We start from the raw sequence: 26,470 nt of genomic DNA, 5'->3' as shown, positions 1-26,470 counted from the left end.
ACTTATGAATGTGTTCCCTGACCTTTATATTTAGCTAAACAGGCTTCTATCACTAACATCTTTAAATAAAGAAAGAAGCTTCTCTTTTGTAAGACTGGTTTTCTCCTTTTCAGATACATCCATTATTATCTGCCCCCTATGCATCATAATAAGTCTGTTTCCGTACTTTATTGCATGATCTATATTATGGGTGACCATAAGAGCAGTTAAATTTTTTTCTTTTATAATTCTATCTGTAATATCCATAACAATTTCAGATGTTTTAGGATCTAGAGCAGCAGTGTGTTCATCTAATAGTAGAAGACTAGGATCCGTTAATGTGGACATTATCAAAGCTAAGGACTGTCTTTGACCACCAGATAACTTAGATACAGTTACTTCTAGTTTATCTTCAAGTCCTAAATCAAGCGTTTTTAAAGTATCTCTAAAGAAATTTTCATCTTTTTTATTTACTAAAAAAGAAAAATCAAACTTTTTTCCTTTATTTAAAGCCATAGAGAGATTTTCTCGGATTGTCATAGAAGGAATAGTTCCCAGTGAGGGGTCTTGAAAGATTCTAGATACTTTTTTACATCTTTGGTTTTCAGGCTCATTAGTAATATTTGAATTATCCAGAACTATCCTTCCTCTATCTGCGCCTATTTTTCCAGATATTAAGTTAAGAAGAGTTGATTTACCAGCACCGTTACTTCCGATTATGCAAATAAAGTCTCCTTTATTTACTTTTAAAGAAACCCCATCAAAAATCTTTTCTTCGTTAATATCACCAGGATTAAAAGTCTTACATATATTAGTTAACTCAAGCACGTAAATCACCTGCCTGTCGTTTTTCTTTCAATAATTGTAAGCTTTTTAGTTTAAATGAGGATTCTTTACCTCCTAAATAAAGTGCAAGTATTACAATTATACAACTTATAAGCTTTAGATCACTTGGATTAAAGCCTATCTTTAGACTTAAGGAAATACTAGCTCTATAGAGGAAAGCACCTATTATACACAAAAAACTAGGGCTTATTAGTCTTATATTTTTAAATATAGAATGAGCCATTATTATAGATGCCAACCCTATGACTATAATACCAGTTCCCATATTTATATCACTGTATCCTTGATATTGAGCAAAGATACCTCCAGACAAGGCAACTAAAGCATTAGATAATGCAAGACCTAGTATTCGGATGTTTCCAGTATTTATTCCTAAAGAGACTACCATTTCTTCATTGTTTCCCGTTGCTTTTAAAAGATAACCCAGTTTAGTCTTAAAAAATACTGTAAAAAGTATAGCGCAGATAACAGAAAATACTAGGGCAATAAGTAAATTGGCAGTTAAGCTGCTATCTGAAAAAATAGTAGTATTATTAAACATAGGTAAATTAGCTTTTCCCATGGTTATTCTTAAATTAATTGAATATAATCCAAGCATTACTAAAATACCTGAAAGCAATTCTTTTATTTTAAGCTTCACATTTAATATGCCTGTCATTGTTCCAGCCAATGATCCACCTAAGACAGAGAAAAAAAGGGCTAAAAAAGGGTTAATCCCTTTTGTAATTAGAATTGCAGATATACTTGCTCCTAATGTAAACGTTCCATCAACTGATAGATCAGGAAAATCTAGAAATTTGTAGGTTATATATACTCCCATTACCATTATTGAAAACATAAGGCTTTGTAAAAGGATGCCTAATATAAAATCATTCATATTATTCAGCTCCTTTCACTAATACTGCTCTTTTCAACATTTCTTCAGGAATATCAACACCAAGTTGATTTGCTACATCTTCATTTATTATCAATTCAGTTTCTTCAAGCATAGATACTGGAATATCTTTTATACCTTTGCCTTTAAGTATTTCAACAGCCATTAGGCCTGTTTTATGTCCTAGCTTATAGTAATCAAGTCCCTCACAAGCAAGAGCTCCATTTTTTATCATAGGCTCATCTACACCTATGATTCCAACCTTATTGTTCATAGCTATTTTAGATATTATTGGCATATTTGAAGCTACTAAATTATCAGAAGGAAGAAATAGAAAATCTATATTTTTTATTTTAGCATTTAGTGCTGGCTCAAATTCTGATGTATTAGTAACAGGGATTTCTATTATTTCTATACTCATGTTCTTAGCAGCTTCTTTTGCTATATCTACTTGAAGCTGTGAATTAAGCTCACTAGTATTATATATAATTCCAACATTTACAGTATTAGGAAAAATTGTTTTTCCAAGCTCAAGTTGTTTAGCCACAGGAGTAAGGTCACTAGTACCTGTTACATTTCCTTCTGGTGAGTCAGGATTTTTAAGTAAACCTGCATATACAGGATCAGTTACAGCTGTAAATAATACTGGGATATCTTTAGTAGAGTTATGTGCTGATTGGGCAGAAGCTGTGGAAATAGCAAGAATTAAATTTTTTTTCTGTGACACAAAATTTTGAGCAATAGTAGTTGTCAAGGCAATATCTCCTTGAGCAAACTGAATATCTAACTTTAGATTTTTGCCTTCTTCATAGCCTTTCTCCTTTAATGCATCAATAAAACCAGCCCTAGCACTGTCTAGTGCAGGGTGCTCTACTATTTGACTTATTCCTATGGCTACTGTGTCCTGGGAATTATTATTTGAATTACCAGATGAACAAGCACTTAAAAATAAAGTGATAATTAAAAGAAATGAAATTAAGCCTAAGCATTTACTTAGACTGGTGAGATGTTTTTTTCCTACCATACTACCGTCCTCCAATTTTTAATTTTTAGTTTAAAGCTTTCTACAAATTTCTACCTTGCTTCCTCAGCCCTTAAGACTACCTACAATAAAACAAATCTACTAGAATAATAATTAAAGATGATTGTATAACCTCTTTAACAAAATGTCAAGGGAAATCTTTAATCACCTATATTTGGTATAGACCTATGCCCCAATCCAATTGCCAAATCATTAAGATGAAGTAGCCCAATGCTTATGAAGAGGCAGACGCTAACATGCTCATCATATCTAGCTATACCGATTTTACCACCAAAGTTAAATCCCATAGCTTTTGGATTTACTTGGGTGATAGCTTCCATTATAGCTCCAGCCACAGCACCTTCATGGACATGATATTCTTTAATTATCCCAGTTTTTTTAGCAGCCACTAAGGTTCTTTCAATAATCTTAGGTATTGAATTTATTAAGTCTCCACCTATATCTACAGCAGCAGCCTTATAATTTTTATTGTTAAGCTCATTAATAATAGTCTTCTCCTCATCTCTAGTGGAGATTGCTAGCCTTATTGCAGCCTTAGCTACATCAGTACTTTGAATTTTCATTTAATCACCTCGTTATTAATGAGGTCAGGCTTGAATTATTTACTTATTTCATTCAAGCCTTTCCCAAATCAACTAATACAAATAATATCACTTTTTCTATGAATTAGCCACTACTTCTTTAGTATTCTAAGCTTTTTAGTTATTTCAAAATATTTCTTTTCCAAATCAGCCTTTTCATCATCCTTGCATCCCATAAGCCTGAACGAAATATGAGATAGTTGCATTTCTAGCTTAAGTATTTCTTCCTTTATATCAATATTCTCATTAGCCTGAGATTGTTTCTTTATGAGAACCAAATTTGCACGACCAAAGGGAGTGAACAAATTTGTGATTCGAAACTATTACCTCTGTGCAAGTTGCTTATGCAGCAGAATAGCACAAAAAAGCCATAGATATGCATACCCATGGCTTTGATAACGAAAATATTATATAAATTTTATATAAATATTGATATACTATGAATTAACTCCAATTAAACAAGGGGTACCATAAACCTGACAAAAAAGCATTTGTATTGATTTGTCCTGAGATTGTAGGTTTATTTTAATTATCACTTAAGTGTACCTCCTGTATTTTATGTAGATAGCATACCATATTACCCCAAAATTATCAATATTATATATACTTCACGTCTAAATTAAACGCTAAAGCCTTTTGCCCTAAGAAAGCCTTATCTTCAGAACGACCTATAAAGTCATCTCCAAACATTGAATACAATTCACCAGAAATAGTAAGCTCGGGAAGTTTTCCTATTAGCTTTTCTCCATCAGTTAAGAAAGCCAGTTGAACAGGTGTACCAAATACTCCTTCGGCTGTAAAATCTCCACCTGAAGCTATGAGAACTGCTACTGCTAATTTACCATTTAGAAGTTCCTTTAAGGTTTTATTACTTGATGCTACTTTAAAATATCTAGAAGCCAGGGAAGGAACCTTATCATATTCTGCTGAGGCACTTCCTGTTAGAGGCAAGCTAAATTGGTTTGCAGTCTTTTTATCAGTATAGGGGCTAATTATTCTTCCATTTTCAATTAGAGCATACTTATGATTTTTGTTTACAACACCTTCTGCATCAAAAAATTCGTATCCTGTTATGTCCTCTTTTTCTGCACTCTGATATAATGTAAAGCCTTCGTTAAACTTTTTCTCTCCCATAGTATCTTTGAATAAAGAAGCACCTGTGCCTACCTTATAACCGTTTAATTCTTCTATGACCTTTTTAAGTGGAAGCTGATCATCCGCCATAAATACTACAGGTAGTTTACCTTCAGTAGGTAACTTGACTTGATTCTTGTAAGCAGTTAATGTTTCTCTAATTATCTCCAATGTTTTTTCTCTGCTATATTCTCTATCTGCAAAAACTGCAAAGGCATCAAAAACATTTATTGATGACTTTTCCTTTATGACAAGCTCTACAATAATAATTCTATCTTTATGTGCCAAATCTAATCCTTTATCATTAAATAACCTAGTATCCATTTCCTGAATAGATATGTTGTTAGAGAAAATAAAGTCTGGAAATTCACTTCTTAATATTCTAAGTAGCTCTTCTACTTCCTTTACAAGCTCTTCATCGGAAAAAGTTTCTTCTCTATAATCTACTTTTTCAACATGGTTGCTTGAAGGCTCGTAAGGATATGGAATCTGAAGCTTTAAATTTTCTATAGCTCTCTTTTCAAGCACAGCTTCATCTACTTTACCTACTGCCCCTGCAATACCTATATATCCATTATCGTAAATCCTCAAGCCTGTTTTAGTAATATCTTTTTTTCTAACAGATTTAATTTCTGTTTGAACTACATTTATAGTGATTTCTCTTTCATTTTTAATATACTTTTCTTTTATCACCACTACACCCCCTATTGTACCGTAATATTATTTACTCTTATATAAGGTCCGCCCATGCCTACAGGTAGAGGCCATTGTTCAAATTTACCACAACCTCCTAGTGAGAAAGAAAGTATCTCTACCTCATCCGAGATTCCATCTATATTATGAAGAGTTTCCATTACATTGCCGCTAACAACTGCTATGTTTACAGGTTCCGCAATTTTTCCATTTCTAATCATATAAGAAACTCTAGGAGCAATAGTAAAAGTAGACATACCAGAACCATGATTTATTTCTTTTATTAATATCCCTTCTTTAACCTCGGAAATAAGCTCTTCTTTAGTTTTATCTCCAGCCTCAATATATGTAGAAGTCATTCTAACTATTGGCTCAAATTCAAAATTTAAGGCTCTGGCATTGCCAGTAGGATTTTCCTTAAGAGACTCTGCAGTAACGCTACTATGAAGTCTGCCTGAAAGAATGCCATTCTTAATTAAATATGTTTTATTTGCCTTAGTTCCTTCATCATCAAATGGTACAAAGCCACTGCCTAGAATATCTCCCTTATCAACTATGGACAGATTATCTGCCCCTACTTTTTTACCTATAGTCCATTCCTTCATCATGGCTTCATCTCCAACCATGAAATCAGCCTCACTTTTGTGCCCAAAGCTTTCATGAGTAAACACACCTGTTGCAATAGGCGCAAAAATAACAGTATATTTTCCAGGAGTTATTGGTTTAGCAGCTTTAGTATATTCAATATCTCTTTCTAAAGTCTTTTCGAGATTTTCTTGAAGTGATTTAAGCTCATTAAAATTAGTAGTTGTCTTATCGTATCCACCGTCAAAGGTTTTCCCGTCAATATTCAAAGAGTACCTATATACAACAGCACAGGTTTGATAATCAAACTTTAAATTAGCTCCTTTACTTGAATAAAACTCTTTTGTGGTTTTGCGATCAATGTAAATAGCTTTCCACATTTTTATCTCTTTTCTATTTGTTACAAGCGGAAAATATGATTTTAAGAGTTCTAATTTGTCATCTTGACTAACTTTTAAGATATCATTTTCTTTAAATTGAAAGAATTCACCTTCGTTAACTTCAAATTTTTTCACAACTGGATTATTCATAATATTTTCATTTTCTTTAGCCATTAGTGCCAGTCTATTTATTTCTTCCTGAATATTATCTATGTCTGTAGTAGAACTGTAGTACCATCTTTGGCCATCGAAAATTCTTATGAATCCACCCTTGTGATTTCTCTTTAAGTTTTGCATTAACTCTCCGTTTTGATAAGTGATTTCACTAACAGAAGCATCCTCTAGCCTTACATCTGTGTAAAGATTTTTTGGAAAAGTATACATGTAATACCCCCTTATTTTTTGAAGTATATTGCTTATTTGAAACTCTATTATCCACATGCGATTAAACTTTTATCCCATAAAATATATATATTATTATAATAGGATAATATATTCTTGACTTCATACTACTATTAAAAATTAACAATGTCAAACAATATTTTAATAAAATTAATAACGGCTACAAAAATATTAATAATTAGGTGAATCGTTTTTAATTGTCTAGGCATAAAAAATAAAAATAAGAAATACAGAAAATTTTCAAATTAACCCGAACGTATGTTTGCAAACTCTATATTTCATGGTAAAATATAGATAAGAGATAAACATTTGGAGTGATAACATGGAAATACTTAATAAACTTAAAATATTATCAGATGCTGCAAAATATGATGTGTCTTGTTCATCTAGCGGCAGCAATAGAAAAGGGAAAAAAGGAGAGGTTGGTAGCACTAGTCAAAGTGGTATATGTCATAGTTGGGCAGACGATGGCAGGTGTATTTCATTGCTTAAGGTTCTTTTTACTAACCATTGCATATATGACTGCGCTTATTGTGTGAACAGAGCTTCAAATGATGTGCCTAGGGCAATATTCACTCCTGATGAAGTGGTTAATTTGACAATTAATTTTTATAAGAGAAACTATATAGAAGGGCTCTTCTTAAGCTCTGCTGTATATAAAAACCCAAACTATACAATGGAGCTTTTGACAAGTACAGTAAAAAAGCTTAGAGAAGAACATAGGTTTAATGGATATATTCATCTAAAGGCAATACCTGGTGCAGATAAAGTCTTAATAGAAAAGGCAGGAATGTATGCAGATAGAATGAGTGTAAATATTGAACTGCCTTCTGATGAAGGGTTAAAACTACTGGCACCTCAAAAGAAAAAGGATGCTATTATTAAGCCTATGAATTTTATCAATTCAAGAATACATCAATCTTTAGAGGAAAAACAGAAATATAAATATTCTCAAAGCTTCGTTCCTGCTGGACAGACTACTCAGCTAATAGTAGGTGCTACTAAAGACAGCGACTTAAAGATACTTAGACTTTCGGAGGCGTTATACAAAGGATTTAAACTCAAAAGAGTATACTATTCAGCTTTTATACCAGTATCTACACATCCTAATCTTCCTGTATTAGCTTCACCACCATTAGTTAGAGAAAATAGGCTCTATCAGGCTGATTGGCTCTTAAGGTTTTATGGCTATAGTGCAGCTGAAATTCTTGATGACGAAAAGCCTGACTTTGATCTTGCCCTTGATCCTAAATGTGATTGGGCATTGAGAAACATTAATATGTTTCCTGTCGAGATAAATAAGGCAGAGTATTACTTATTATTAAGAGTCCCAGGCATAGGCGTTAAATCTGCAAGAAGAATAATTGCAGCAAGAAAGTTTGGAGCACTGAACTTTGAAGATTTAAGAAAGCTAGGAATAGTACTTAAGAGAGCTAGATATTTTATAACTTGTAATGGAAAACACTACGGCATTAAGAGCATGGACTCTTCTGCCATAAGAAACAGCATATTATTTAGCTTAGATAACAAAAATTCAAGAGAAGTTGGGGAGCAGCTTTCTATGTTCTCTATATATCCACAGCTATTACCTGCAAATGACATTATTTCAACCATAACGGGGGAATTATAATGCAACAATATATCTATGACGGAAGCTTTGATGGACTTCTAACTGCCATATATGAAGCCTACTATAGAAGACAAATACCTGAAGAAATACTATCAGAAGATAGTCTTCAACAAAACTTTCTTGTTAAAAAAATACATATTGAAACTGATGAAGAGAAGGCTAAGAAGGTATATAAATCAATAGAGACGAAGATTTCTGAACAAGCACTTAAAAACTGTTTTTATGTATTTCTTTCAGAAAGACTCGATAGAGGAACTATAATATATAAATATTTAAGACTTGGGTGGAAAATTGGAGAAAAAATAGACCAAAATCTATCAGATAACACAGTGCTTACAGTGCATAAGATTCGTCAGCAAGTAAGCAGAGAAGTACATAGAATGCTGGGGCTTGCCAGGTTTAGTCAAATGAATAATGGAGCTTATTATTCACAAGTAGAGCCAGATAACGATATAGTAGGTCTTATGGCCCCTCACTTTGCAGAAAGGATGTCAGATGAATATTGGATTATTCATGATGTAAAAAGAAATATTGGAGTAATGTATAATAAAGAAGAATGGATTATTAGAAACTTAGATATTACAAGAGAAATTATTTTTTGTGATAAGGAAAAGGATTATCAAAAACTTTGGAAGGAGTATTTTAATACTATTGCAATAAAGAACAAAATAAATCCTAAACTCCAAAAACAGCACATGCCTATAAGATATTGGAAGCACTTAGTTGAAAAGTAAACTTTCTGCCTTATTTCAGCCTAATTTCATGATATACATATTTAGATAATTTTATTATAATTATAGTGAACTATATTAGATATAGACTTCATACCACAAAAGTAGAAAAGATACCAATCAACAAACTAGGATAAGGAGAAATTAAATGAACGAAGTAATTCTTTATACTATATTTGCATTTGCTGTACTAGGATGTATAGATAAAGTATTAGGTAACAAATATGGATTAGGAGAAAAGTTTGAAGAAGGATTTATGTCAATGGGCAGTATGGCCATGAGTATAGTGGGAATTTACTCACTAGCACCTGTAATCTCAAGTCAATTGTCAAAAATAATTGCTCCACTATTTAGAGCTATAGGGGCAGACCCCTCTATATTTCCAGGCTCTATTCTTGCATGTGATATGGGAGGATATATTTCAGCAGCTAGAATGGCACAGACAAAAGAGATGGGACTATTTTCCGGACTTATTTTAGCATCTATGTTAGGCGCTACAGTGGTCTTTACAATCCCTATTGGAGCGGGAATTATTAAAAAGGAAGACCAATATTTTTTTACTAAAGGAATATTATCAGGCATGATAACTCTTCCTATTGGAAGCATTGTTGGAGGAATACTTCTAGGTATCAATATATCTGAACTTATGATCAACTTGATCCCAATTATTTTAATGTCTTTAGTTTTAGCAATTGGGCTTATTAAATGGCCAGAAAAATTGATAAAAGGTTTTGGCCTTTTTAGCAAGCTAATAGTTGCTATTGGCTCATTTGGGCTCATTATAAGTATTTTTGAAAGAATTTCAGGTATAGTTATTATACCAGGAATGGAGCCTTTTGATGAAGGATTAAAGATAGTTGGAAGTATTGCAATAGTACTTTGTGGAGCTTACCCAATGATGTATTTAGTGACAAAAGTGTTTAAAAAGTCTTTCTCAAAAATAGGTGAGAAAATAGGTATAGGAGAAAATGCAGTTGCAGGTATTATAATTTCTCTTGCTAATAATGTTCCTGCCTTTATTATGATGAAGGACATGGACCAGAGAGGAAAGGTGATATGCTCGGCATTTGCTGTAAGTGGAGCTTTTACATTTGGTGGCCAGCTTGGTTTCGTAGCTAGTATTGATAAGACAGTTATAGTTCCTTTTATTGCATCAAAGCTAGTAGCAGGTATTAGTGCTGTTTTATTGGCCACACTTCTCACTAGAAATATTAACGAACATAATAAGTTTACTTATGTTGAAGCCAAAATAAATCTAGACTCTATTTAAAGTAAGGTTTTATTTCTTATATGGACTATATTTTTTAGAAAGCATTAACATAATATATTAGGATAGATAAAAGGAGGATTCGTATGAAAGTAAATGAAAAACTTCAAGCTCTTAGAAAGCTAATGAAGGAAAGAGGAATGGATGCTTATGTAATACCTAGCTTTGATGCCCATCAAAGTGAATATGTACCTGAGCATTGGAAATCAAGAGCATGGATATCTGGCTTTACAGGTTCTGCAGGTACTGTAGTAGTCACATTAGATGAAGCAGGATTATGGACTGATGGAAGATATTTTATACAGGCAGAAAAAGAGCTTAAAGGAACGGAGATTAAGCTTTTTAAAATGAGACAACCAGGTGTTCCTACATATTCAGAATGGGTTTCAGGCGTACTTAAAGAAGGAAATTGCGTCGGCTTTGATGGAAAGGTCTTTTCATGTAATCAAGCTAAGGAGCTAGAAGGAAAACTAAAAGACAAAAATATAAAAACAGATGATAGATATGACCTAGTTGACATCATTTGGGAAGACAGACCTGAGCTGCCATTAGAAAAGATATATATGCATGAAGTAAAATATGCTGGTAAATCTACAAAGGAAAAACTTCATATAGTTAGAGAAGAAATGAAGAGAAAAGGTGCAGAATACTACTTGCTAAGTAGCCTTGACGATATAGCTTGGCTTTTTAATATCAGAGGTAATGATGTAAACAATAATCCAGTAACCATATCCTACGCATTAGTTTCAATGAAAGAGGCTATATTCTTTATAGACTCTAGAAAAATAACTGATGAAGTAAGACATTTCTTAAAAGAAAATGGTGTAGAAGTAAAAGAATATGAGGAAATAGAAAATTCACTGAAAAACATAGAAAAAAGTTCAAGTGTTTTTTATGATCCAAACAAAATAAGTAGATGGCTATACGGTTGTATGCCAGAAAGCACTAAAAAAGTTCAGGGAAAAGATATCTGCATGCTTCTTAAAACTATAAAAAATGAAGTAGAGATTGAAAACCTTAGAAAATGTCATATAAAAGATAATGTTGCAATGGTTAAGTTTTTATATTGGCTTGATAAGAATGTAGACTCAGAACAAATAACAGAAATATCTGCTACAGATAAGCTTGAAGACTTTAGAAGACAGCAAGAAAACTTCATAGATACAAGCTTTGATACCATAGCAGCATATAAAGACCATGCAGCTATGATGCACTACAAGGCTACAGAAAAAAACCAATACACATTAAAACCAGAAGGAATGTTTTTAGTAGACTCTGGGGGACAATACTTAGATGGTACTACTGATATTACAAGGACTATGATCCTAGGGGAAATAACAGACGAAGAAAAAAGAGATTTTACCTATGTTCTAAAAGGACATATAGCCTTATGTAGAGCAAAGTTTTTACATGGAGTAACTGGAACTAATCTTGATGTATTAGCAAGACTTCCACTATGGGAGCAAGGAATAGACTATAAATGTGGTACAGGACATGGAGTAGGATTTTTATTAAGTGTACATGAGGCACCTCAAAGATTTAGCATAGAACATAATGATACTAGATTAGAAAAGGGTATGGTAATAACTAACGAGCCCGGTGTATATAAAGAAGGAAAACACGGTATACGTACAGAAAATACTTTATTAGTAGTTGAAGATCAATTAACAGATTCAGGACAATTTATGAAATTTGAAGTATTAGCCTATTGCCCAATAGACCTAGATGGAGTTGACATTAGCTTGTTAACAGAAGTAGAGAGGGAATGGCTAAATAACTATCATAAAGACGTTTATGAAAAGCTATCTCCATATCTAAATGATGAAGAAAGAGAGTGGCTTAAGAGAGAAACGAGAGAAATTTAAGAATTAAATATGTAATTTTAAGAAAAATGTCATCTAAGCGAAGTGAACACATTTCTTTTGGGATTTGTTACTACGTTCAGATGACATTTATTTTTTGAAAGACATACTTTCCATGACATGAATAATTGATTAAAAGTAATTAAAGTAATATAATCAATATTGTTAATATTTACTAGTAATTCAGATTATATACTATGGAGATGGAAATTATGAACACACTAAAAACACATAAGGTTCAGTTAATTGAGACTATAATACTACTTATACTTTTTTTTATAAAGGCGCTAGTTTACAACTATTTAACTGAAAATTCAAATGTAAACCTAAGACTTAGCATTATAAGCCTAGGGTACATAATTTTTGTTATTTCTCTAGTTAATTTTTTTACAGTAAAAAAGCGCAGTATTACACTACTAATCATATATTCAATAATTTCTATTATAATGTTTACAGATGCTGCATATTTTAAATACTTCAACCAGCTCACTTCTGTAGTTGTTTTAAGACAGATAACTCAAGTAGGTACCATAGGTGAAAGTATAACTCATGTTTTAAGACCAATGAATTTCCTATTAGTTGCAGATGTAATGCCCTTGACAATTTATTATTTATATAGGCGTAAATTTAAACCAATTAAGAACTTATTTAGTCTTGGCAAAAAGCAAGCTTTTGGTGCCTTTGCAGTAACATTATTATTAGTTGTATCATCAGTCTTTATGGTAAATGCTCTTGATGACGATATAAATTTGTTTAAGCAAGAATTTTTTACTTATCATATAAGCGATATATACAACATTTTCTTTGCTAAAAATGAAGTTGATGACATGGACGAATTTATTAAGGAAACAATGGAGAAGACTACATACAAAGATAAAAATCTCTATGGTGTTGCAAAAGGCAAGAATGTTATAACTATTCAAGTAGAAGGACTTCAAAATTTTGTAATAGATAGAGAATATAATGGACAAGAGCTCACTCCAAATTTAAATAAGCTTATAAAAAGAGACAGTATTTACTTCGATAGATATTATCAACAATTGGGCAGAGGAAATACATCAGATGCAGAATTCGTGTCTCATAATTCGCTGTATCCAGCCATGGACGGACAAACTTATTTATTGTATTATGGGAACACGTTTTACGGTTTGCCTTGGATATTAAAAGATAATGGCTACAGTACAACAGCTTTCCATGGTTATAAGCCTTCCTTTTGGAACAGAGATAAGGCTTATCCATATCAAGGTTTTGATAGATTTATTAGTGAAGAAGATTATACAGCTACAGAGCCTTTAATAGGATTAGGAATAAATGATAGTGAATTTTTTAAACAATCAGTTGATTATATTAAAAATACTGAAAAGCCTTATTATGCATTTTTAGTTACTTTATCTAGTCATCATCCATTTACTTTGCCTGATCAGTATAAGCAAATTCAGCTAATGGATAAACACAAAGACACTTTATTTGGAAATTATATTCAATCTATAAATTATGTAGATGTTGCCATAGGTGAATTTATAGAGGATTTGAAAAATGAAGGTCTTTATGAAGATACAATTATTAATATATACGGGGACCACTTTGGACTAGCTTCTATAGATGAGGCTAATAAAAGAATAATGACAGAATATCTTGGCTATGACTATGATTTTGATGAAATGATGAGAATTCCTCTTATTATACATATACCTAAATCAGGGATAAATCAAAGAGTTTCCACTACTGGAGCACAGATAGACTTTTTACCTACACTATTAAATTTACTAGGAATTGAAAATAAGAAGGGAATTATGCTAGGTCAAGATTTAATTAACACCACAGAAGGTTTTGCAGCTCAGCAAGCATATATGTTGAAAGGCTCATATATTAAAAATGATGTAGTATTTTCTATGTCTAAAGATGGAATATATATGCATAGCAGAGCTTGGAATCCTAATACTAGAGAACCTGTAGAGCTAGACAAATGTAAAGAAGATTATGAAAGAGCAGTTGACGATATAAATAGGTCGAGTTACATATTAAAGAATGACTTGCTGAAAAAATACATTAAAGATAAAAAAGAACTAGCAAATGAAGACTAGCTTAAACAAAAATCAGATATTACAAATTGTAAATAATCTTATTTAAATTGAAAAAACTAATAGAAGTCAAGAGAAATACGTTTTTTAGTGTATCTCCCTTGACTTTTATTATTGGCATTTGACAATAATAAAAAATAGGAGTAAAATATAATTAGCAAATGCCAATAATAAATAAAATCAATACAAAGAGGAGGAGTAGAGAATGATAATTGGAATCTCTGCCAAAGGAAATACACTAGATAGCTTACTTGATGAAAGGTTTGGACGTTGTGAATATTTTCTAATATACGATACAGAAAATGAACAGCTCAATGTATTAGAAAACAAAGGACAAACAGCTTCAGGTGGTGCGGGTATCAAAGCAGCACAACAACTAATCGATGAAAAAGTAGATTTAATAATCACAGGACATTTAGGGCCTAATGCTTATGAATTAATAGATAAAGCAGGCATTAAAGCTTATAAATGCAATAGAATGCTCATAAGCTCTGCTATTCAAAAACTAAAAAACAATGAATTATCAGAAATAAATGAGGCAGGTCCCGCTCATCATGGTGCATAAAAAGCTAGCGAGGAGGTAACAACTTGAATATTGCAGTTTTAAGTGGCAAAGGAGGAACAGGAAAAACCACTGTCTCTACCAATCTTGCATTAGCTTTAAATTCAAATTATATAGATTGTGATGTGGAAGAACCAAATGGATTTCTATTCCTAAAACCTGAGATATATCATACAGAAAGGGTTGAAACAGAATACCCTGTCATAGATAAACAGAGATGCGTATCTTGTGGAGCATGTGTAGAAGTCTGTCAGTTCAATGCTCTAGCAAATGTTAATAATAACATTATGTTGTTTGAAAAATTATGTCATGGTTGTGGTGCTTGTAAAATTGCATGTAATTATGAAGCCCTAACATATGATAAAAGAGAAATAGGTAAAATTGAGAATGGAGAAGCCTATGGAATAAAATGCAAAAGGGGTATATTAAACATTGGAGAGCCTATGGCTGTTCCTGTGATTAGACAATTGCTTCAAAATCTACCACATGAAAAAAACATTATAGATTGCCCTCCTGGCACATCATGTAATGTAGTTAATTCACTAAGATATGCAGATAGTGCAATACTAGTTACAGAGCCTACAAAATTTGGACTACACGACTTAAAAGTAGCTGTAGAACTTGTAAAGATGTTTAAAATCCCATTTGGAATAATTATAAACAAAGATGATGGAAAAGAAAACGAAATACGGGAATACTGCAAAGAAGAAAATATAGACATAATTGGTAGTATTCCATATAAAAAAGATATAGCAAAAGAGTATTCAAAGGGAGAAATTCTTTACCACAATCCATATTATAGCTCTATGTTTGATAAATTAGCTAACAATGTAGAGGGGGTGTTTAGATGGAATTAGTAGTATTAAGTGGGAAAGGAGGAACTGGGAAAACTACTATTGCAACATCACTATCTGAGCTAGCCAAGGATGTAGTGAGAATAGATTGTGATGTAGATGCATCAAACTTTTACCTATATTACAATGGGAAAGATACGAATAAACAAGATTTTTATGGTGGGAAAAAAGCGGTTATAGATGAAAGTAAATGCATAAAATGTGGTAAGTGTGAAGAAATCTGCAAATTTGATGCTATACACAACAATAGAATAGATGTTTTTGCTTGCGAAGGTTGTGGTGCATGTGTTCTCGTTTGTCCCGAAAAAGCTATCGATCTTGAAGAGGAAAAAGCAGCACAGGCTTTTATTACCGAACTAGACAAAGGTATTATTTCTAGAGCAGAAATGGAGATTGGAAGTGACGGTTCAGGAAAGCTAGTAACTTTACTTAGACAAAATGGTAGAAAGTTTTCTAAAAATGAAAAACTTACTATAATAGATGGCTCTCCTGGCATTGGATGCGCTGTAATAGCATCTATTACTGGATGTGATGCTGTACTAGTAGTTACTGAGCCAACAGTATCTGGTCTAGAAGATCTCATGAGAGTTACAGCTTTGTGTGAACATTTCGGCTTATATACAATGGTATGTATAAATAAATATGACATAAACGAAGAAATGAGCGAAGAGATACAGAATTTTATAGAGCAGCAACAATTAAAATTAGTAGGGAAAATTCCATATGATGATATTGTGATGAAATCTATAAACGAATTAAAGCCAATTATATATTATGAGAAAAGTGTAGCAGGTAAGGCTATTAAAGACATGTGGCTAAATATAAAAAAAATAATATCTTAGGAGGAATGTAAAATGAAGATAGCAATAGCTAGTGAAGAAAAATATGTAAGTGGACATTTTGGACATTGTGAGGGTTTCACAGTTTATGAGGTAGAAAATGATAAAACATTGAGTAAGAAATTTACACCAAATCCAGGACATAGACCAGGATTCCTTCCAGTATTTTTAAAAGGACAAGATATAGATGTAATAATATCAGGAGGTATGGGAGAAACAGCACAACAGTTGTTTAATGAAAAGGGAATAGAGGTAATAGTAGGAGCACAAGGACTTTGCGATGCAATAATTCAAAAATATATAGATGGAGAACTTAAGTCAACAGGAAGTGTTTGTAGAGAACATCAGCATGAAGGGCATTGTAATGAATAGTTTTAAAGGATGATTATATGGATAGGGAGTTAGTACCCTTTAAAAAAATAATTGAAAGAAATGGTAACATATTTACGCTTCAAAAACAAATAATACTAAAAATAATATTGGAATCCAAAGAGCACTTAAATGCAAAAGAAATTTATAAAATAGTTAAAGATAAAAACATTGGTCTTGCCACAGTTTATAGAAATCTAAAAGAATTTCATGAACTAGGTATATTGAAAGAGCTAAATGTTAATGGCATCAGCTATTATGAAATGAAAATATATAGTAGAAAACCTCTTCATATACATTTGAAATGCTACAAATGTGATAATATAATAGATATAGATAGCAGAGGACTTAATCTAGAATATTTGAAACTAAATAAAATAATTGAAGAAAAAAACAATATAGAAATATCTGATATAGATATTATTTTTATAGGACTATGTAGCGAATGTAAGGAGGAAGGGAAATGGCGAGACCAGTAAAGTTCAGAAGAGTAGAGTTTCTTCCAGAAGACACTTATTTTATACCTTGGGGGAAGCCTAAATGTGAAATTCAAGAAATAGCTCTAAATGTTGAAGAATTAGAAGCTATGAGGTTAAAAGACATAGAAAAATTAACACAAGAAGAATGTGCTGAAAAAATGCATATATCACGTCAAACTTTTCAAAATATTATAGATAGCGCTAGAGAAAAAGTTGCGATAGCATTGACAGAAGGGAAAGCTATAAGAATAGGTGGAGGATATTATACTACTAACCATTGTAAATTTAGATGTATGGACTGCAATAGTATTTATCAAGTAAATTTTGAACGTGATAAAAATAATTGCCCAAATTGTGGCTCTAAAGATGTAGTATGCAGTAAAAAAACTAAATCCTGTAGAAGATGGTGCAGAGAAGAAGGCAAATAACTAATATTTTAAGATTTGTGTAATAGAAGATATGGACTAATGAAAAACTAATTAATTAGGAAACAATTAAATATTATGAATTAGCAAAAACTGAGCGTGTTCCATTTACGCTCAGTTTTTGCTAGTTTATTAATCTTTTCTTTGCTAACAAATCATTTGTCATTATTCATCACCTCTCTAAAATATGCATATATATTATGTATAAATATTAACTAAATAGAGTAACGTAATTGAAAGTATAACTTATCCACAAAAAGTTAATAATTATAACAATTATTTAGTTGGAAAGGGGTATAAATGTGGATAGTATTAAAAATAAAGAGGGGAAGTCTAAAGGATTTAATAAAAATTTCAATCAATTTATTAGCAAATTAAAAAATAATTTTGCAGCAAATGGAGTTAGTGAAGATGAAAGATTTTTGGAACAATTAAATCAAGCTCATGAGGAATGGCATAACGCAGAGTTATATTTTCAAAGTGTTACTGAACCTGATTTAATAGATTATGCAATATATAAAATGGAGGCTTCAAAAACAAAATATGTATATCTTTTGAAGCAGGCAAGAGAAATGGGTATAAAAGCTGAAAATGTAAACAATAGCTTGTAATATTTGTCCACGAAAGCCTATATATTAGATAATATAAAAGGAGATTCATCTAGGTTAAAAACAATAAAAATATTATGACAAACTTTTATTTTAAAATTACTAATATAGAGGTGATAAATATGGGGTTAGAAATAGAACTTGGTGTAATACTTGCTTATGCTGCAGGACTAATTCTTTTATATTTTATTGGATGGATTCTTATTATACCGATAAAATATCTAGTAAAACTAATAATAAATGGTGTAATCGGAGGAATTCTTTTATTATTAGTAAACTTTTTAGGTGGATTTATAGGCATATATATAGCCATTAATCCAATAACAGCCATAATAGTGGGATTTTTAGGAGTTCCTGGAGTTATCTTACTTATAGTTTTACAATATATAATATGAAAAAATAGAAAATTTGAAATTTCACTAATTTTCTGGTTTAATATATATAAGGACAAAAAAACCAAAGGAGGAATTTAAATGGTAGCACCTAAACTAAAAGCGGAGGTTAGAAACAATGCAGGTAGAAGAAATTGTAACAAACTTAGAGCATCAGGATATGTTCCAGGGGTAATATATGGTCATGGTGAAGACACTAAAGCTATCAAGCTTGATAAGCAAGAACTAAATAAAATTCTAAGCAAACATGGTAGCACCGGAACAATTGAACTTGAAATAGCAAGCGAATTAGTTCCTGTGTTAATTAAAGAGGTGCAAAGAGACCCAATAAAAGACTTTGTACTACATGCTGACTTTCAGAAATTATCAGCTGACAAAAAAGTCAGAGTACGTATACCAATAGCTATTCAGGGAAGAGAACTTGTAGAAACGAGAACATCAGGAGTTGTTGAGCAACAATTGATGGAAGTTGAACTCCAATGTCTTCCTAGATATATTCCACAATATATTACTGTAGATGCTTCTAATCTTGAATTTGGAGATATTATTAAACTTTCAGATCTTGATATTGCTAAAGATGAAAACTATGAGATATTTACAGAACTAGATGAAGTAATAGTGTCCTTAACAGCTAGTAGTAAGCATGAAGAAGTAGAGGAAAAAGAAGTTCCTATTTATGAAAGCGAAAAAAGTATACTGGATGATTAGTTATAATAACAAGGCCCAAGATATAAAATCTTGGGCTTTGTCATATTATCTTATCACTTTTAAACTTGATTTTTTAGAAGCTCTTTCACTATTAAAACGGATAGTTCCAGAGCCTTGCGCTGATTTTCTCTCAGGTACTTTAATAATGCTAACCGCATCAACAAATATAAATGCTTGGAATATAAAAATAGGTATAAGAAGTAAGACTAACAGGATGATTTTCATATTATCATCTCCACTACAAATATTTACAATAAAATGTAAAAGATACAAAATAAGTTCCTATTTTTACATTATATCAAGAATAAATCTTTTTTTCTATAGAGAATTAGCACTAATAATGAATAAAGATGCAGAAAAATTGTTATTATATTAAATAAATTGCATAAGTTTAGAAAATTTAAGATTGATCTTATGTGATTATATAAAAAAAGAAAAGGTGAATTATTCACCTTTTCTAGTTTTCTATTTTTTCAATGTCTACAATAACCATCTGTTCATATTCATTTAAATAATAAGAGAATTTAACTTCTTGATCCATTTCTAAGCTTCCTACAATTTCTTTTACTTCTTCTGAAAGCCTATATGGAGTTGCTTCTCCATCTACTATTATTTCACAAGAATTGCTATCAGCAAGGCCAACAAATACTCCTGTCTCTTCCACTACTTCTTTTAAATCATTTTCCACAACATTAACCTTCTGGAATTCACCAAAGTCAACTTTTCTTGAATCTTTAGAGATTCTAATTAAAGCATTTGGATAAGTCAAGACCTCAGTTACCATTTCATCAGGCTTCGGAGCATTGACTTTAGCATTAACTAAAATAGAATCTTCTTTTCCAACTACTGATGTAATTTCTACAGAATAGCCACCAGTAGGCATTTCTCCAGCACTTACTAAAATATATTTGTGCCCTTCGAAATCAATTGAAGAAATTCCTTCTGCTTTATAGTTTTCATTGTACCATTCTTCTAACTTGTTATTTATTAATGCATCTGAACCTACCACTTCAAAGTCAATGTCTCCAATTACAGTAGATGTGTTTTCCTTTGAACATGCAGTAAACAATGATAAGCTTAGAATCATTACTAATAATAAACTAATTAGTTTGTGTTTCTTCATTGTTACCTCCTTCTATGTTTAATCAAATTATTTTATCTTTTAGACGCAATAGAATAAAAAAAGTTCCCAATAATAGTTCAACCCCTAAAGAGTAAAAGTAAGAACAATGGTCATGCAATGAGAATAGAATATAATATAAGGGCAATAATTAAGATAACTGATTTAAGGAGTTGGTCTTGTGAAGCCTATTTGTCAGATATGTAACGGAACAGAAAATAATGGAATAAACCTGCTAGGCCTACATTTATGTAGGGGATGTCTAGATGCAATATCAGAAGCAGAAATAGGAGATATAAGGTACGAATATTATAAATCTGTAATTAAAAAGATATGGCTTGATTACATAATTGAATACAGCTAAAACAAAAGGTATAGAGGAGCTCTATATCTTTTTAATTGGAGTGAGCTTTAGAATTATTCATATACAAAACCATGAGCGTATATTTCATTGTATTTCTCTCATTATTAAACAAAAATAAAGGATAATTCATATTAATAGTAGAAATAATACACAGGAGGAATGGTATGAAAACACCAATAATTAATGGACTAAAAAAGTATGCACTAGAGAATAATAAAAGATTTCATATGCCTGGACATAAGGGAAAAGAACTCCTAAGATTTTTAGGAGAGCTCATACCAGAAATAGATGTAACAGAAGTAGAAGGTACCGATAACCTGCATAACCCAAGCACCATAATATATGAAAGTCAAAGATTAGCTGCAGAGACTTTTGGAGCAATAGAAACTTTTTATTCGGTGAATGGAACTACTGGAGGACTACATGCAGCAATAACTGCAACAGTTAGGCCAGGAGGAAAGGCTTTAATACAAAGGGATTGTCATAGAGCAGTATACAATGCCCTTATACTTGGTAAGATAACACCTAAATATATATATCCAAAATATAGCGAAGAAAACAATATTGTTACCACATTAGGGCCAGAAGAAATAGACAAGGAGCTTTCACTAGATAGTGATATAGATGCTGTAATAATTACATATCCTACTTACTATGGTATATGTTCAGATATTAAAAACATAGCTGAGGTTGTGCATAAACATAGAAGGGTATTAATAGTAGATGAGGCTCATGGTAGTCATTTAAAATTCAATAATAGACTTCCTACTTCTGCACTAGATGCAGGAGCAGACATAGTAATACAGAGTACCCATAAGACCCTTCCAGCATTTACTCAAAGCTCCATGATTCATGTAGGGTCTCATAGAGTAGATATTGAAAAACTTAAGTCGATGATTTCCATTTTCCAAACTACTAGTCCTTCATATATACTTATGTCGTCCATTGACTTCGCAATAGATTACATGAGAAATCATGGAAAGGACAAGCTAGAAATCTTGCTTAACAATATAGAAAAATGGACTACTTATATGAAACAAATAGAAAAGGTCAATATACTAGATAAGGGTTCATTAGATAGCCAAATATTTGACTTTGACAACACGAAGATACTCATGAAAATAGATGGACTAACAGGCAAATCTATGGAAAATATTTTAAGGGAAAAATATAAGATTCAGCTTGAGATGAGTGACTATTATTATGGACTTGCATTAACATCTGTATTAGATGAAGATGAGGAACTTGAAAGATTAGCATATGCAGTTGAGGATATATCAAAAAAACATTTCTATGTAGATAGAAATAAGAATAATATAGATATAAGAAAAATTAAACCAGATATAAATATATCATTATACGATGCATTCCATAGCGAAAAAACAGAGATACAGTTTACTAAAAGTAGTGGAGAAATATCAGGAGATTTTATAATTCCTTATCCGCCAGGTATTCCAATATTATGCCCTGGAGAGGTAATCTCAGATGATATTATTTCATATATTGAGACACTTAAAAAAAATAATATACAAATATTAGGTTTTTTAGATTATAATAGAGAGAAGATAAAAATCGTAAAAAAGCAGAACATAAGAGCATAATGAAAGGAAGATCATAAGATGAAAGGATTGTTTATTACATTAGAAGGACCAGATGGATCAGGGAAAAGTACAATAGCCAGACTTTTAGCAGACTATTTGAAAGAAAAAGGCTACGATGTAGTTACTACCAGAGAGCCAGGAGGAACTAAAATAAGCGAAGATATAAGAGATATAATTCTTGATACAAATAACACTAACATGTCATATGTGACGGAGGCACTTTTATATGCAGCTTCAAGAGCACAGCATGTTTCTCAAAAGATACGTCCAGCTATAGAATCAGGAAAAGTAATAATATGTGAAAGGTTCGTTTTATCAAGCCTTGTTTATCAAGGTATAGCTAGAGGGCTTGGTATAGAAAAAGTTAAAGAAATAAACGACTTTGCAATTCAAGGTATAAATCCTGATTTAATACTATTTTTTGATATACCACCAGATGTTGCTCTTAAAAGGAAAACAAAAAAGAACCAAGGAGATAGACTAGAAAGAGAAAAACTTGAATTTCATAAAAAGGTATATGAGGGATACTTAAGTTTAATAGATATTTACAAGGAAAAAATTAATCTAATAGATGCAACAAAAACAAAACATAATACATTCCAACAGGTAAAGGTAGCCCTAGATAATTTATTAGAAAAATCTAAGGAGGAGTAAAATATGAAACTTGTTATTGCCATAACTCAAGATGATGATACTGCTAATCTAGTTTCTAAACTTACAGAAGAAGGCTTTAGAGTTACTAAGCTAGCTTCCACAGGTGGTTTTCTAAAGGCAGGAAACACAACCCTATTAATAGGAGTCGATGACGAGAAGGTAGAAGAGCTAGTTAAGGTAATAGAGAAAGTATGCAAACCAAGAGAGGTTACGACTGCCGTATCTCCAATGCCATTAGTAGAAGACACTTATATTCCATATCCATATAATATAAAAGTAGGAGGAGCAACTGTTTTTATATTGGATGTTGACAGATACGAGAGAATTTGAAAGGAGGTAAAAAAATGAAGCTAATTATATCCATAGTTCAAGATGAAGACGCTCCTAAACTTGTTGATAAATTAATGAAAACAGGATATAGTGTAACTAAGTTAGCATCTACAGGCGGGTTTTTAAGGTCAGGAAACACAACCCTACTAATAGGAGTAAAAGATGAAGAAGTAGATAATGTAATAAGTATCATAGAAGAATTATGCAAAACTAGAAAGATGATAACTACTCCACCTCCTCCAGTTTCCTGGTCATCTGGAATTTATATGGCATATCCAATAGAAGTCCAAGTAGGAGGAGCTACAATATTTGTCGTAGATATAAACAGGTTTGAAAAAGTTTAGGGGAGATATATTATGAAGATAAATGATGTGACAAATAAGTCAGCTCAGACTATTGACTTATCAAACACACAGGACGTAAAAAAGAAAGGAACTTATAAAACTAAGTTTACAGATGAATTAAAAAGGGCGGACCAGCTAACTGTGAAGGAGAGATTGGAAAATCTCCTTGAAAGAATAGACAAACAAGCTGATAGATTGTCAAAAAACACTACAATAAAAGAAGTATTGGCATATAAAACTCTTATCTCTGAATTTTTAAAGGAATCTGTAGATAGTATGGTAAAATTTAAAAAAAGTAGCTTTCTTGACAGTAGAGGAAGACATAGAGTTTATGGTATTATAAAAAGAGTAGACGAAGAGTTAGAAGGACTAACAAAAGATGTATTGTCAAAAGAAAAGGACAATATAAAAATACTAAAGAGGCTAGATGATATAAGAGGCTTGATTCTAGACATATACTTGTAGTGAGGGTTGATTATGGACTTTAATGATATAATAGGGCATGAAAAGATTATTGAAAGCCTGAAGAATGCAATAAGGAATAACTTGGTTTCACATAGCTATCTTTTTGAAGGACCAAAATCCATTGGAAAAGAAAAAATAGCTAGAGTGTTTGCCAAAACCTTATTATGTCAGAAAGGTGGAGATAGTCCTTGCAACACATGCCCATCTTGTTTGAAAATAGAATCGGGAAATCATCCTGATTTTCATGTGGAATATCCTGATAAAGATTCATTTAAGAAAGAGCAAATAGAAGAACTTCAAAGAACTATTAGGAAAATCCCACTAGAATCCAATAAAAAGATATATATACTAGATGATGTAGATAAAATGACACAACAAGCACAAAATAGTTTTTTAAAAACCTTAGAGGAGCCACCAGGGTATGCAGTAATCATATTACTTGCTACTAATGGATACAGCTTACTTCCTACTATAGTTTCAAGATGTCAAGTAGTAAAATTTACTTCAGTTGAGAAGCACAAAATAGAAAAAGCATTAATTAATATTTACAACCGTACAGAAGAGCAGGCAAGATTTATTTCATCATTTTCAAATGGTATAATTGGAAGGGCTATAGAATTGTCAAAGTCAGATGATTTTAAGCTTCTTAGGGACGAAACAATAGAAAAACTAAATATTGTTATCAACGGAGATAAACTGAAGGCTTTTTCAGTCAGTGAATTTTTTGAACAGAATAAAGAGCTTATTGACGAAATCATGGATATTATTTTATTATGGTATAGGGATTTATTAATATATAAAGAAACAGGGAATATAGATTTTTTGATTAATAGAGACAAGACTGATTTAATTTCTTGTCAATGTCAAAAACTATCAAAACAAAAGATAATGGATATAATAGATGTAGTAAATAGGACTAAAGATGACATTCGTTCCAATGTAAGCTTTCAACTAGCCATGGAAGTAATGCTTTTAAAGATTCAGGAGGTATAAAATATGGTAACTGTCGTGGGAGTTAGATTTAAAAAAGCAGGAAAAATATATTATTTTGACCCTGATAATATAGATATACAAAAGGATGACTTTGTTATAGTAGAGACTGCTAGAGGAATAGAATTTGGGCAGGCTGTAGTTGGAATAAAGGAAATAAGCGAAGAGGAAATAGTTCCTCCTCTTAAGAAAGTGTTAAGGGTGGCAACTGAGGAGGACGCCATAAGCAATGAAGAAAATATTAGAAAAGAAAAAGAGGCATTCGAAATATGTCTTAAAAAAATAGAATGCCATAATCTTGATATGAAGTTAATAGATGTAGAATATACTTTTGATAACAATAAAGTTATTTTTTACTTTACTGCTGATGGAAGAGTTGATTTTAGAGATCTTGTAAAAGATTTAGCTGCAATATTCAAAACTAGAATAGAGCTTAGACAAATAGGTGTTAGAGATGAATCAAAGATGATAGGAGGGCTTGGCCCATGTGGACGAACTCTTTGCTGCTCAACATTCCTAGGAGAATTTGCTCCAGTATCTATTAAAATGGCAAAGGAACAGAGCCTATCATTAAATCCTACAAAGATATCAGGTATATGCGGTAGACTTATGTGCTGTTTAAAATATGAGCATGAAATGTATGAGAAGATATTAGAAAAACTTCCAAGTATAGGTTCAATAGTGATGACACCTAATGGCAGAGGTATAGTTGTAGAAACAAATACACTTCTCGAAATTGCAAAAGTAAAAGTTAAGCTACCAGATGATACAGAAGACATAATACCTTTTGTAATTGATGAAATAAAGGAAGTAGAAAAGCCAGCTGCACAAGTAGAGGAAAACACATGCATAGATGTGGAAGACATAGATGATATAAAGAAGTTAGAGGATCTTATGAAAGAAGAATAGATAATATTAAATATTTATTAAAATGCTTTAATTTAAAAAAAATTAATGATACAATATTAAAGGATATATGCAATGTCATTATCTTAAGGAGGTGAACCCTGATGGCTTACAAAATTACAGATGCATGCATAAGTTGTGGAGCATGTGAAGCAGAATGCCCTGTAAACGCTATTAGTGCAGGAGATGATAAATACGTAATAGATGCAGAGACTTGTATTGAGTGTGGAGCTTGTGCAAATGTTTGTCCAGTAGATGCACCAATACCAGAATAATATTGTACTTATCTAATAAAAAAAGACCCGAAAGGGTCTTTTTTATTTTTTCTTACAAAATGGTATAATACTAGAAGGAAGATATTCGCTTAATGACA

32 protein-coding genes are annotated in these 26,470 nt (G+C 31.7%); 24 read left to right on the top strand and 8 right to left on the bottom strand.

The window, feature by feature from the left end; all coding sequences use genetic code 11:
• Nucleotides 1–30 precede the first annotated feature (30 nt).
• The 7 genes from ABV008_RS13535 to ABV008_RS13505 all read right to left on the bottom strand — a co-directional run bounded on the left by ABV008_RS13535 (nt 31) and on the right by ABV008_RS13505 (nt 6,498).
• Entirely contained in the window at nt 31–807 is a 777-nt protein-coding gene (locus tag ABV008_RS13535) for an ABC transporter ATP-binding protein (protein WP_352420365.1), read from the bottom strand.
• Nucleotides 800–1,702 carry an ABC transporter permease gene (locus tag ABV008_RS13530; RefSeq protein WP_352420364.1) on the bottom strand — a complete coding sequence of 301 codons (903 nt, stop codon included), beginning with the start codon at nt 1,700–1,702 and terminating at the stop codon, nt 800–802. The genes ABV008_RS13535 and ABV008_RS13530 overlap by 8 nt, the downstream gene beginning before the upstream one ends.
• A gap of 1 nt (nt 1,703) precedes the next feature.
• Nucleotides 1,704–2,723 carry an ABC transporter substrate-binding protein gene (locus ABV008_RS13525; protein WP_352420363.1) on the bottom strand — a complete coding sequence of 340 codons (1,020 nt, stop codon included), beginning with the start codon at nt 2,721–2,723 and terminating at the stop codon, nt 1,704–1,706.
• A 158-nt stretch (nt 2,724–2,881) separates the two neighbouring features.
• A complete protein-coding gene (locus ABV008_RS13520; protein WP_352420362.1) occupies nt 2,882–3,304 on the bottom strand; it encodes a HutP family protein in 423 nt (140 codons plus the stop codon).
• Nucleotides 3,305–3,414: 110 nt separating this feature from the next.
• On the bottom strand, nt 3,415–3,600 hold the full coding sequence (locus ABV008_RS13515) for a hypothetical protein (protein WP_352420361.1): 186 nt from the start codon (nt 3,598–3,600) through the stop codon (nt 3,415–3,417).
• Nucleotides 3,601–3,919: 319 nt separating this feature from the next.
• A complete protein-coding gene (locus ABV008_RS13510) occupies nt 3,920–5,149 on the bottom strand; it encodes a metallopeptidase TldD-related protein (RefSeq protein WP_352420360.1) in 1,230 nt (409 codons plus the stop codon).
• 11 nt (nt 5,150–5,160) lie between these two features.
• A complete protein-coding gene (locus tag ABV008_RS13505; protein ID WP_352420359.1) occupies nt 5,161–6,498 on the bottom strand; it encodes a TldD/PmbA family protein in 1,338 nt (445 codons plus the stop codon).
• A gap of 340 nt (nt 6,499–6,838) precedes the next feature.
• Here ABV008_RS13505 and ABV008_RS13500 point away from each other — a divergent pair, with 340 nt between their 5' ends.
• The 15 genes from ABV008_RS13500 to ABV008_RS13430 all read left to right on the top strand — a co-directional run bounded on the left by ABV008_RS13500 (nt 6,839) and on the right by ABV008_RS13430 (nt 19,699).
• Nucleotides 6,839–8,146, top strand: a complete 1,308-nt coding sequence (locus ABV008_RS13500) for a putative DNA modification/repair radical SAM protein (protein WP_352420358.1) — start codon at nt 6,839–6,841, stop codon at nt 8,144–8,146.
• Entirely contained in the window at nt 8,146–8,880 is a 735-nt protein-coding gene (locus ABV008_RS13495) for a TIGR03915 family putative DNA repair protein (RefSeq protein WP_352420357.1), read from the top strand. The genes ABV008_RS13500 and ABV008_RS13495 overlap by 1 nt, the downstream gene beginning before the upstream one ends.
• Before the next feature lie 145 nt (nt 8,881–9,025).
• Nucleotides 9,026–10,147 (top strand): ethanolamine utilization protein EutH, encoded by a 1,122-nt coding sequence (gene eutH, locus ABV008_RS13490; RefSeq protein WP_352420356.1) that lies wholly within the window; start codon nt 9,026–9,028, stop codon nt 10,145–10,147.
• 83 nt (nt 10,148–10,230) lie between these two features.
• Nucleotides 10,231–12,009 carry an aminopeptidase P family protein gene (locus tag ABV008_RS13485; protein WP_352420355.1) on the top strand — a complete coding sequence of 593 codons (1,779 nt, stop codon included), beginning with the start codon at nt 10,231–10,233 and terminating at the stop codon, nt 12,007–12,009.
• A gap of 209 nt (nt 12,010–12,218) precedes the next feature.
• The gene (locus ABV008_RS13480; RefSeq protein ID WP_352420354.1) at nt 12,219–14,090 is read left to right on the top strand and encodes an LTA synthase family protein; all 1,872 of its coding nucleotides are present in this window, start codon (nt 12,219–12,221) and stop codon (nt 14,088–14,090) included.
• A 202-nt stretch (nt 14,091–14,292) separates the two neighbouring features.
• A complete protein-coding gene (locus tag ABV008_RS13475; protein ID WP_352420353.1) occupies nt 14,293–14,652 on the top strand; it encodes a NifB/NifX family molybdenum-iron cluster-binding protein in 360 nt (119 codons plus the stop codon).
• Nucleotides 14,653–14,675: 23 nt separating this feature from the next.
• On the top strand, nt 14,676–15,506 hold the full coding sequence (locus tag ABV008_RS13470; RefSeq protein WP_352420352.1) for an ATP-binding protein: 831 nt from the start codon (nt 14,676–14,678) through the stop codon (nt 15,504–15,506).
• Complete coding sequence (locus ABV008_RS13465) at nt 15,497–16,345, top strand: ATP-binding protein (RefSeq protein WP_352420351.1); 849 nt, start codon at nt 15,497–15,499, stop codon at nt 16,343–16,345. The genes ABV008_RS13470 and ABV008_RS13465 overlap by 10 nt, the downstream gene beginning before the upstream one ends.
• A 12-nt stretch (nt 16,346–16,357) precedes the next feature.
• The gene (locus tag ABV008_RS13460; protein ID WP_352420350.1) at nt 16,358–16,714 is read left to right on the top strand and encodes a NifB/NifX family molybdenum-iron cluster-binding protein; all 357 of its coding nucleotides are present in this window, start codon (nt 16,358–16,360) and stop codon (nt 16,712–16,714) included.
• Nucleotides 16,715–16,731: 17 nt separating this feature from the next.
• Nucleotides 16,732–17,190 (top strand): Fur family transcriptional regulator, encoded by a 459-nt coding sequence (locus tag ABV008_RS13455; protein WP_352420349.1) that lies wholly within the window; start codon nt 16,732–16,734, stop codon nt 17,188–17,190.
• Nucleotides 17,175–17,618: a DUF134 domain-containing protein gene (locus ABV008_RS13450; protein ID WP_352420348.1), complete on the top strand. Its 444-nt coding sequence runs from the start codon at nt 17,175–17,177 to the stop codon at nt 17,616–17,618. The genes ABV008_RS13455 and ABV008_RS13450 overlap by 16 nt, the downstream gene beginning before the upstream one ends.
• Nucleotides 17,619–17,917: 299 nt before the next feature.
• Nucleotides 17,918–18,226, top strand: coding sequence for a YaaL family protein (locus tag ABV008_RS13445; RefSeq protein ID WP_352420347.1), 309 nt, complete (start codon nt 17,918–17,920; stop codon nt 18,224–18,226).
• 119 nt (nt 18,227–18,345) lie between these two features.
• Nucleotides 18,346–18,618, top strand: a complete 273-nt coding sequence (locus ABV008_RS13440; RefSeq protein ID WP_352420346.1) for a pro-sigmaK processing inhibitor BofA family protein — start codon at nt 18,346–18,348, stop codon at nt 18,616–18,618.
• A gap of 78 nt (nt 18,619–18,696) precedes the next feature.
• Complete coding sequence (locus tag ABV008_RS13435; protein ID WP_352420345.1) at nt 18,697–19,323, top strand: 50S ribosomal protein L25; 627 nt, start codon at nt 18,697–18,699, stop codon at nt 19,321–19,323.
• Complete coding sequence (locus ABV008_RS13430; RefSeq protein ID WP_352420344.1) at nt 19,292–19,699, top strand: hypothetical protein; 408 nt, start codon at nt 19,292–19,294, stop codon at nt 19,697–19,699. Before ABV008_RS13435 ends, ABV008_RS13430 begins: the two co-directional genes overlap by 32 nt.
• An 81-nt stretch (nt 19,700–19,780) precedes the next feature.
• Here the strand turns inward: ABV008_RS13430 and ABV008_RS13425 are convergent, their stop codons facing one another.
• Nucleotides 19,781–20,446, bottom strand: coding sequence for a protease complex subunit PrcB family protein (locus ABV008_RS13425; RefSeq protein ID WP_352420343.1), 666 nt, complete (start codon nt 20,444–20,446; stop codon nt 19,781–19,783).
• A gap of 178 nt (nt 20,447–20,624) precedes the next feature.
• Between ABV008_RS13425 and ABV008_RS13420 the strand changes: the two genes are divergently transcribed.
• The 9 genes from ABV008_RS13420 to fdxA all read left to right on the top strand — a co-directional run bounded on the left by ABV008_RS13420 (nt 20,625) and on the right by fdxA (nt 26,372).
• The gene (locus ABV008_RS13420) at nt 20,625–20,807 is read left to right on the top strand and encodes a sigma factor G inhibitor Gin (protein ID WP_352420342.1); all 183 of its coding nucleotides are present in this window, start codon (nt 20,625–20,627) and stop codon (nt 20,805–20,807) included.
• Nucleotides 20,808–20,971: 164 nt separating this feature from the next.
• Nucleotides 20,972–22,408 (top strand): aminotransferase class I/II-fold pyridoxal phosphate-dependent enzyme, encoded by a 1,437-nt coding sequence (locus tag ABV008_RS13415; protein WP_352420341.1) that lies wholly within the window; start codon nt 20,972–20,974, stop codon nt 22,406–22,408.
• Nucleotides 22,409–22,426: 18 nt separating this feature from the next.
• Nucleotides 22,427–23,062: a dTMP kinase gene (gene tmk, locus ABV008_RS13410; protein ID WP_352420340.1), complete on the top strand. Its 636-nt coding sequence runs from the start codon at nt 22,427–22,429 to the stop codon at nt 23,060–23,062.
• A 3-nt stretch (nt 23,063–23,065) separates the two neighbouring features.
• A complete protein-coding gene (gene darA, locus ABV008_RS13405) occupies nt 23,066–23,392 on the top strand; it encodes a cyclic di-AMP receptor DarA (RefSeq protein ID WP_352420339.1) in 327 nt (108 codons plus the stop codon).
• A gap of 14 nt (nt 23,393–23,406) precedes the next feature.
• Nucleotides 23,407–23,736 carry a cyclic di-AMP receptor DarA gene (gene darA / locus ABV008_RS13400; RefSeq protein WP_352420338.1) on the top strand — a complete coding sequence of 110 codons (330 nt, stop codon included), beginning with the start codon at nt 23,407–23,409 and terminating at the stop codon, nt 23,734–23,736.
• A 12-nt stretch (nt 23,737–23,748) separates the two neighbouring features.
• On the top strand, nt 23,749–24,201 hold the full coding sequence (locus ABV008_RS13395) for a YaaR family protein (RefSeq protein WP_352420337.1): 453 nt from the start codon (nt 23,749–23,751) through the stop codon (nt 24,199–24,201).
• Nucleotides 24,202–24,213: 12 nt separating this feature from the next.
• Entirely contained in the window at nt 24,214–25,194 is a 981-nt protein-coding gene (gene holB, locus ABV008_RS13390) for a DNA polymerase III subunit delta' (RefSeq protein ID WP_352420336.1), read from the top strand.
• 3 nt (nt 25,195–25,197) lie between these two features.
• Entirely contained in the window at nt 25,198–26,100 is a 903-nt protein-coding gene (locus ABV008_RS13385; RefSeq protein ID WP_352420335.1) for a PSP1 domain-containing protein, read from the top strand.
• Nucleotides 26,101–26,201: 101 nt separating this feature from the next.
• Nucleotides 26,202–26,372, top strand: coding sequence for a 4Fe-4S ferredoxin (gene fdxA, locus ABV008_RS13380; protein ID WP_352420334.1), 171 nt, complete (start codon nt 26,202–26,204; stop codon nt 26,370–26,372).
• The last annotated feature ends 98 nt before the right edge of the window (nt 26,373–26,470 follow it).

It is taken from the genome of Proteiniborus sp. (genome assembly GCF_040308045.1).
GTDB lineage: Bacteria > Bacillota > Clostridia > Tissierellales > Proteiniboraceae > Proteiniborus.
This window is presented reverse-complemented; position numbering and strand designations above follow the sequence as displayed.

Excerpts from the sequence above, each read along its gene's own strand:
- ABV008_RS13500 (WP_352420358.1), top strand. The coding sequence starts at position 6,839 with ATGGAAATACTTAATAAACTTAAAATATTATCAGATGCTGCAAAATAT.
- ABV008_RS13465 (WP_352420351.1), top strand. The coding sequence starts at position 15,497 with ATGGAATTAGTAGTATTAAGTGGGAAAGGAGGAACTGGGAAAACTACT.
- holB (WP_352420336.1), top strand. The coding sequence starts at position 24,214 with ATGGACTTTAATGATATAATAGGGCATGAAAAGATTATTGAAAGCCTG.
- ABV008_RS13480 (WP_352420354.1), top strand. The coding sequence starts at position 12,219 with ATGAACACACTAAAAACACATAAGGTTCAGTTAATTGAGACTATAATA.
- ABV008_RS13495 (WP_352420357.1), top strand. The coding sequence starts at position 8,146 with ATGCAACAATATATCTATGACGGAAGCTTTGATGGACTTCTAACTGCC.
- eutH (WP_352420356.1), top strand. The coding sequence starts at position 9,026 with ATGAACGAAGTAATTCTTTATACTATATTTGCATTTGCTGTACTAGGA.
- ABV008_RS13415 (WP_352420341.1), top strand. The coding sequence starts at position 20,972 with ATGAAAACACCAATAATTAATGGACTAAAAAAGTATGCACTAGAGAAT.
- ABV008_RS13395 (WP_352420337.1), top strand. The coding sequence starts at position 23,749 with ATGAAGATAAATGATGTGACAAATAAGTCAGCTCAGACTATTGACTTA.
- darA (WP_352420339.1), top strand. The coding sequence starts at position 23,066 with ATGAAACTTGTTATTGCCATAACTCAAGATGATGATACTGCTAATCTA.
- ABV008_RS13425 (WP_352420343.1), bottom strand. The coding sequence starts at position 20,446 with ATGAAGAAACACAAACTAATTAGTTTATTATTAGTAATGATTCTAAGC.
- ABV008_RS13530 (WP_352420364.1), bottom strand. The coding sequence starts at position 1,702 with ATGAATGATTTTATATTAGGCATCCTTTTACAAAGCCTTATGTTTTCA.
- ABV008_RS13385 (WP_352420335.1), top strand. The coding sequence starts at position 25,198 with ATGGTAACTGTCGTGGGAGTTAGATTTAAAAAAGCAGGAAAAATATAT.
- ABV008_RS13475 (WP_352420353.1), top strand. The coding sequence starts at position 14,293 with ATGATAATTGGAATCTCTGCCAAAGGAAATACACTAGATAGCTTACTT.
- ABV008_RS13440 (WP_352420346.1), top strand. The coding sequence starts at position 18,346 with ATGGGGTTAGAAATAGAACTTGGTGTAATACTTGCTTATGCTGCAGGA.
- ABV008_RS13525 (WP_352420363.1), bottom strand. The coding sequence starts at position 2,723 with ATGGTAGGAAAAAAACATCTCACCAGTCTAAGTAAATGCTTAGGCTTA.
- ABV008_RS13520 (WP_352420362.1), bottom strand. The coding sequence starts at position 3,304 with ATGAAAATTCAAAGTACTGATGTAGCTAAGGCTGCAATAAGGCTAGCA.
- ABV008_RS13435 (WP_352420345.1), top strand. The coding sequence starts at position 18,697 with ATGGTAGCACCTAAACTAAAAGCGGAGGTTAGAAACAATGCAGGTAGA.
- ABV008_RS13430 (WP_352420344.1), top strand. The coding sequence starts at position 19,292 with ATGAAAGCGAAAAAAGTATACTGGATGATTAGTTATAATAACAAGGCC.
- ABV008_RS13450 (WP_352420348.1), top strand. The coding sequence starts at position 17,175 with ATGGCGAGACCAGTAAAGTTCAGAAGAGTAGAGTTTCTTCCAGAAGAC.
- ABV008_RS13455 (WP_352420349.1), top strand. The coding sequence starts at position 16,732 with ATGGATAGGGAGTTAGTACCCTTTAAAAAAATAATTGAAAGAAATGGT.
- ABV008_RS13485 (WP_352420355.1), top strand. The coding sequence starts at position 10,231 with ATGAAAGTAAATGAAAAACTTCAAGCTCTTAGAAAGCTAATGAAGGAA.
- ABV008_RS13460 (WP_352420350.1), top strand. The coding sequence starts at position 16,358 with ATGAAGATAGCAATAGCTAGTGAAGAAAAATATGTAAGTGGACATTTT.
- fdxA (WP_352420334.1), top strand. The coding sequence starts at position 26,202 with ATGGCTTACAAAATTACAGATGCATGCATAAGTTGTGGAGCATGTGAA.
- tmk (WP_352420340.1), top strand. The coding sequence starts at position 22,427 with ATGAAAGGATTGTTTATTACATTAGAAGGACCAGATGGATCAGGGAAA.
- darA (WP_352420338.1), top strand. The coding sequence starts at position 23,407 with ATGAAGCTAATTATATCCATAGTTCAAGATGAAGACGCTCCTAAACTT.
- ABV008_RS13505 (WP_352420359.1), bottom strand. The coding sequence starts at position 6,498 with ATGTATACTTTTCCAAAAAATCTTTACACAGATGTAAGGCTAGAGGAT.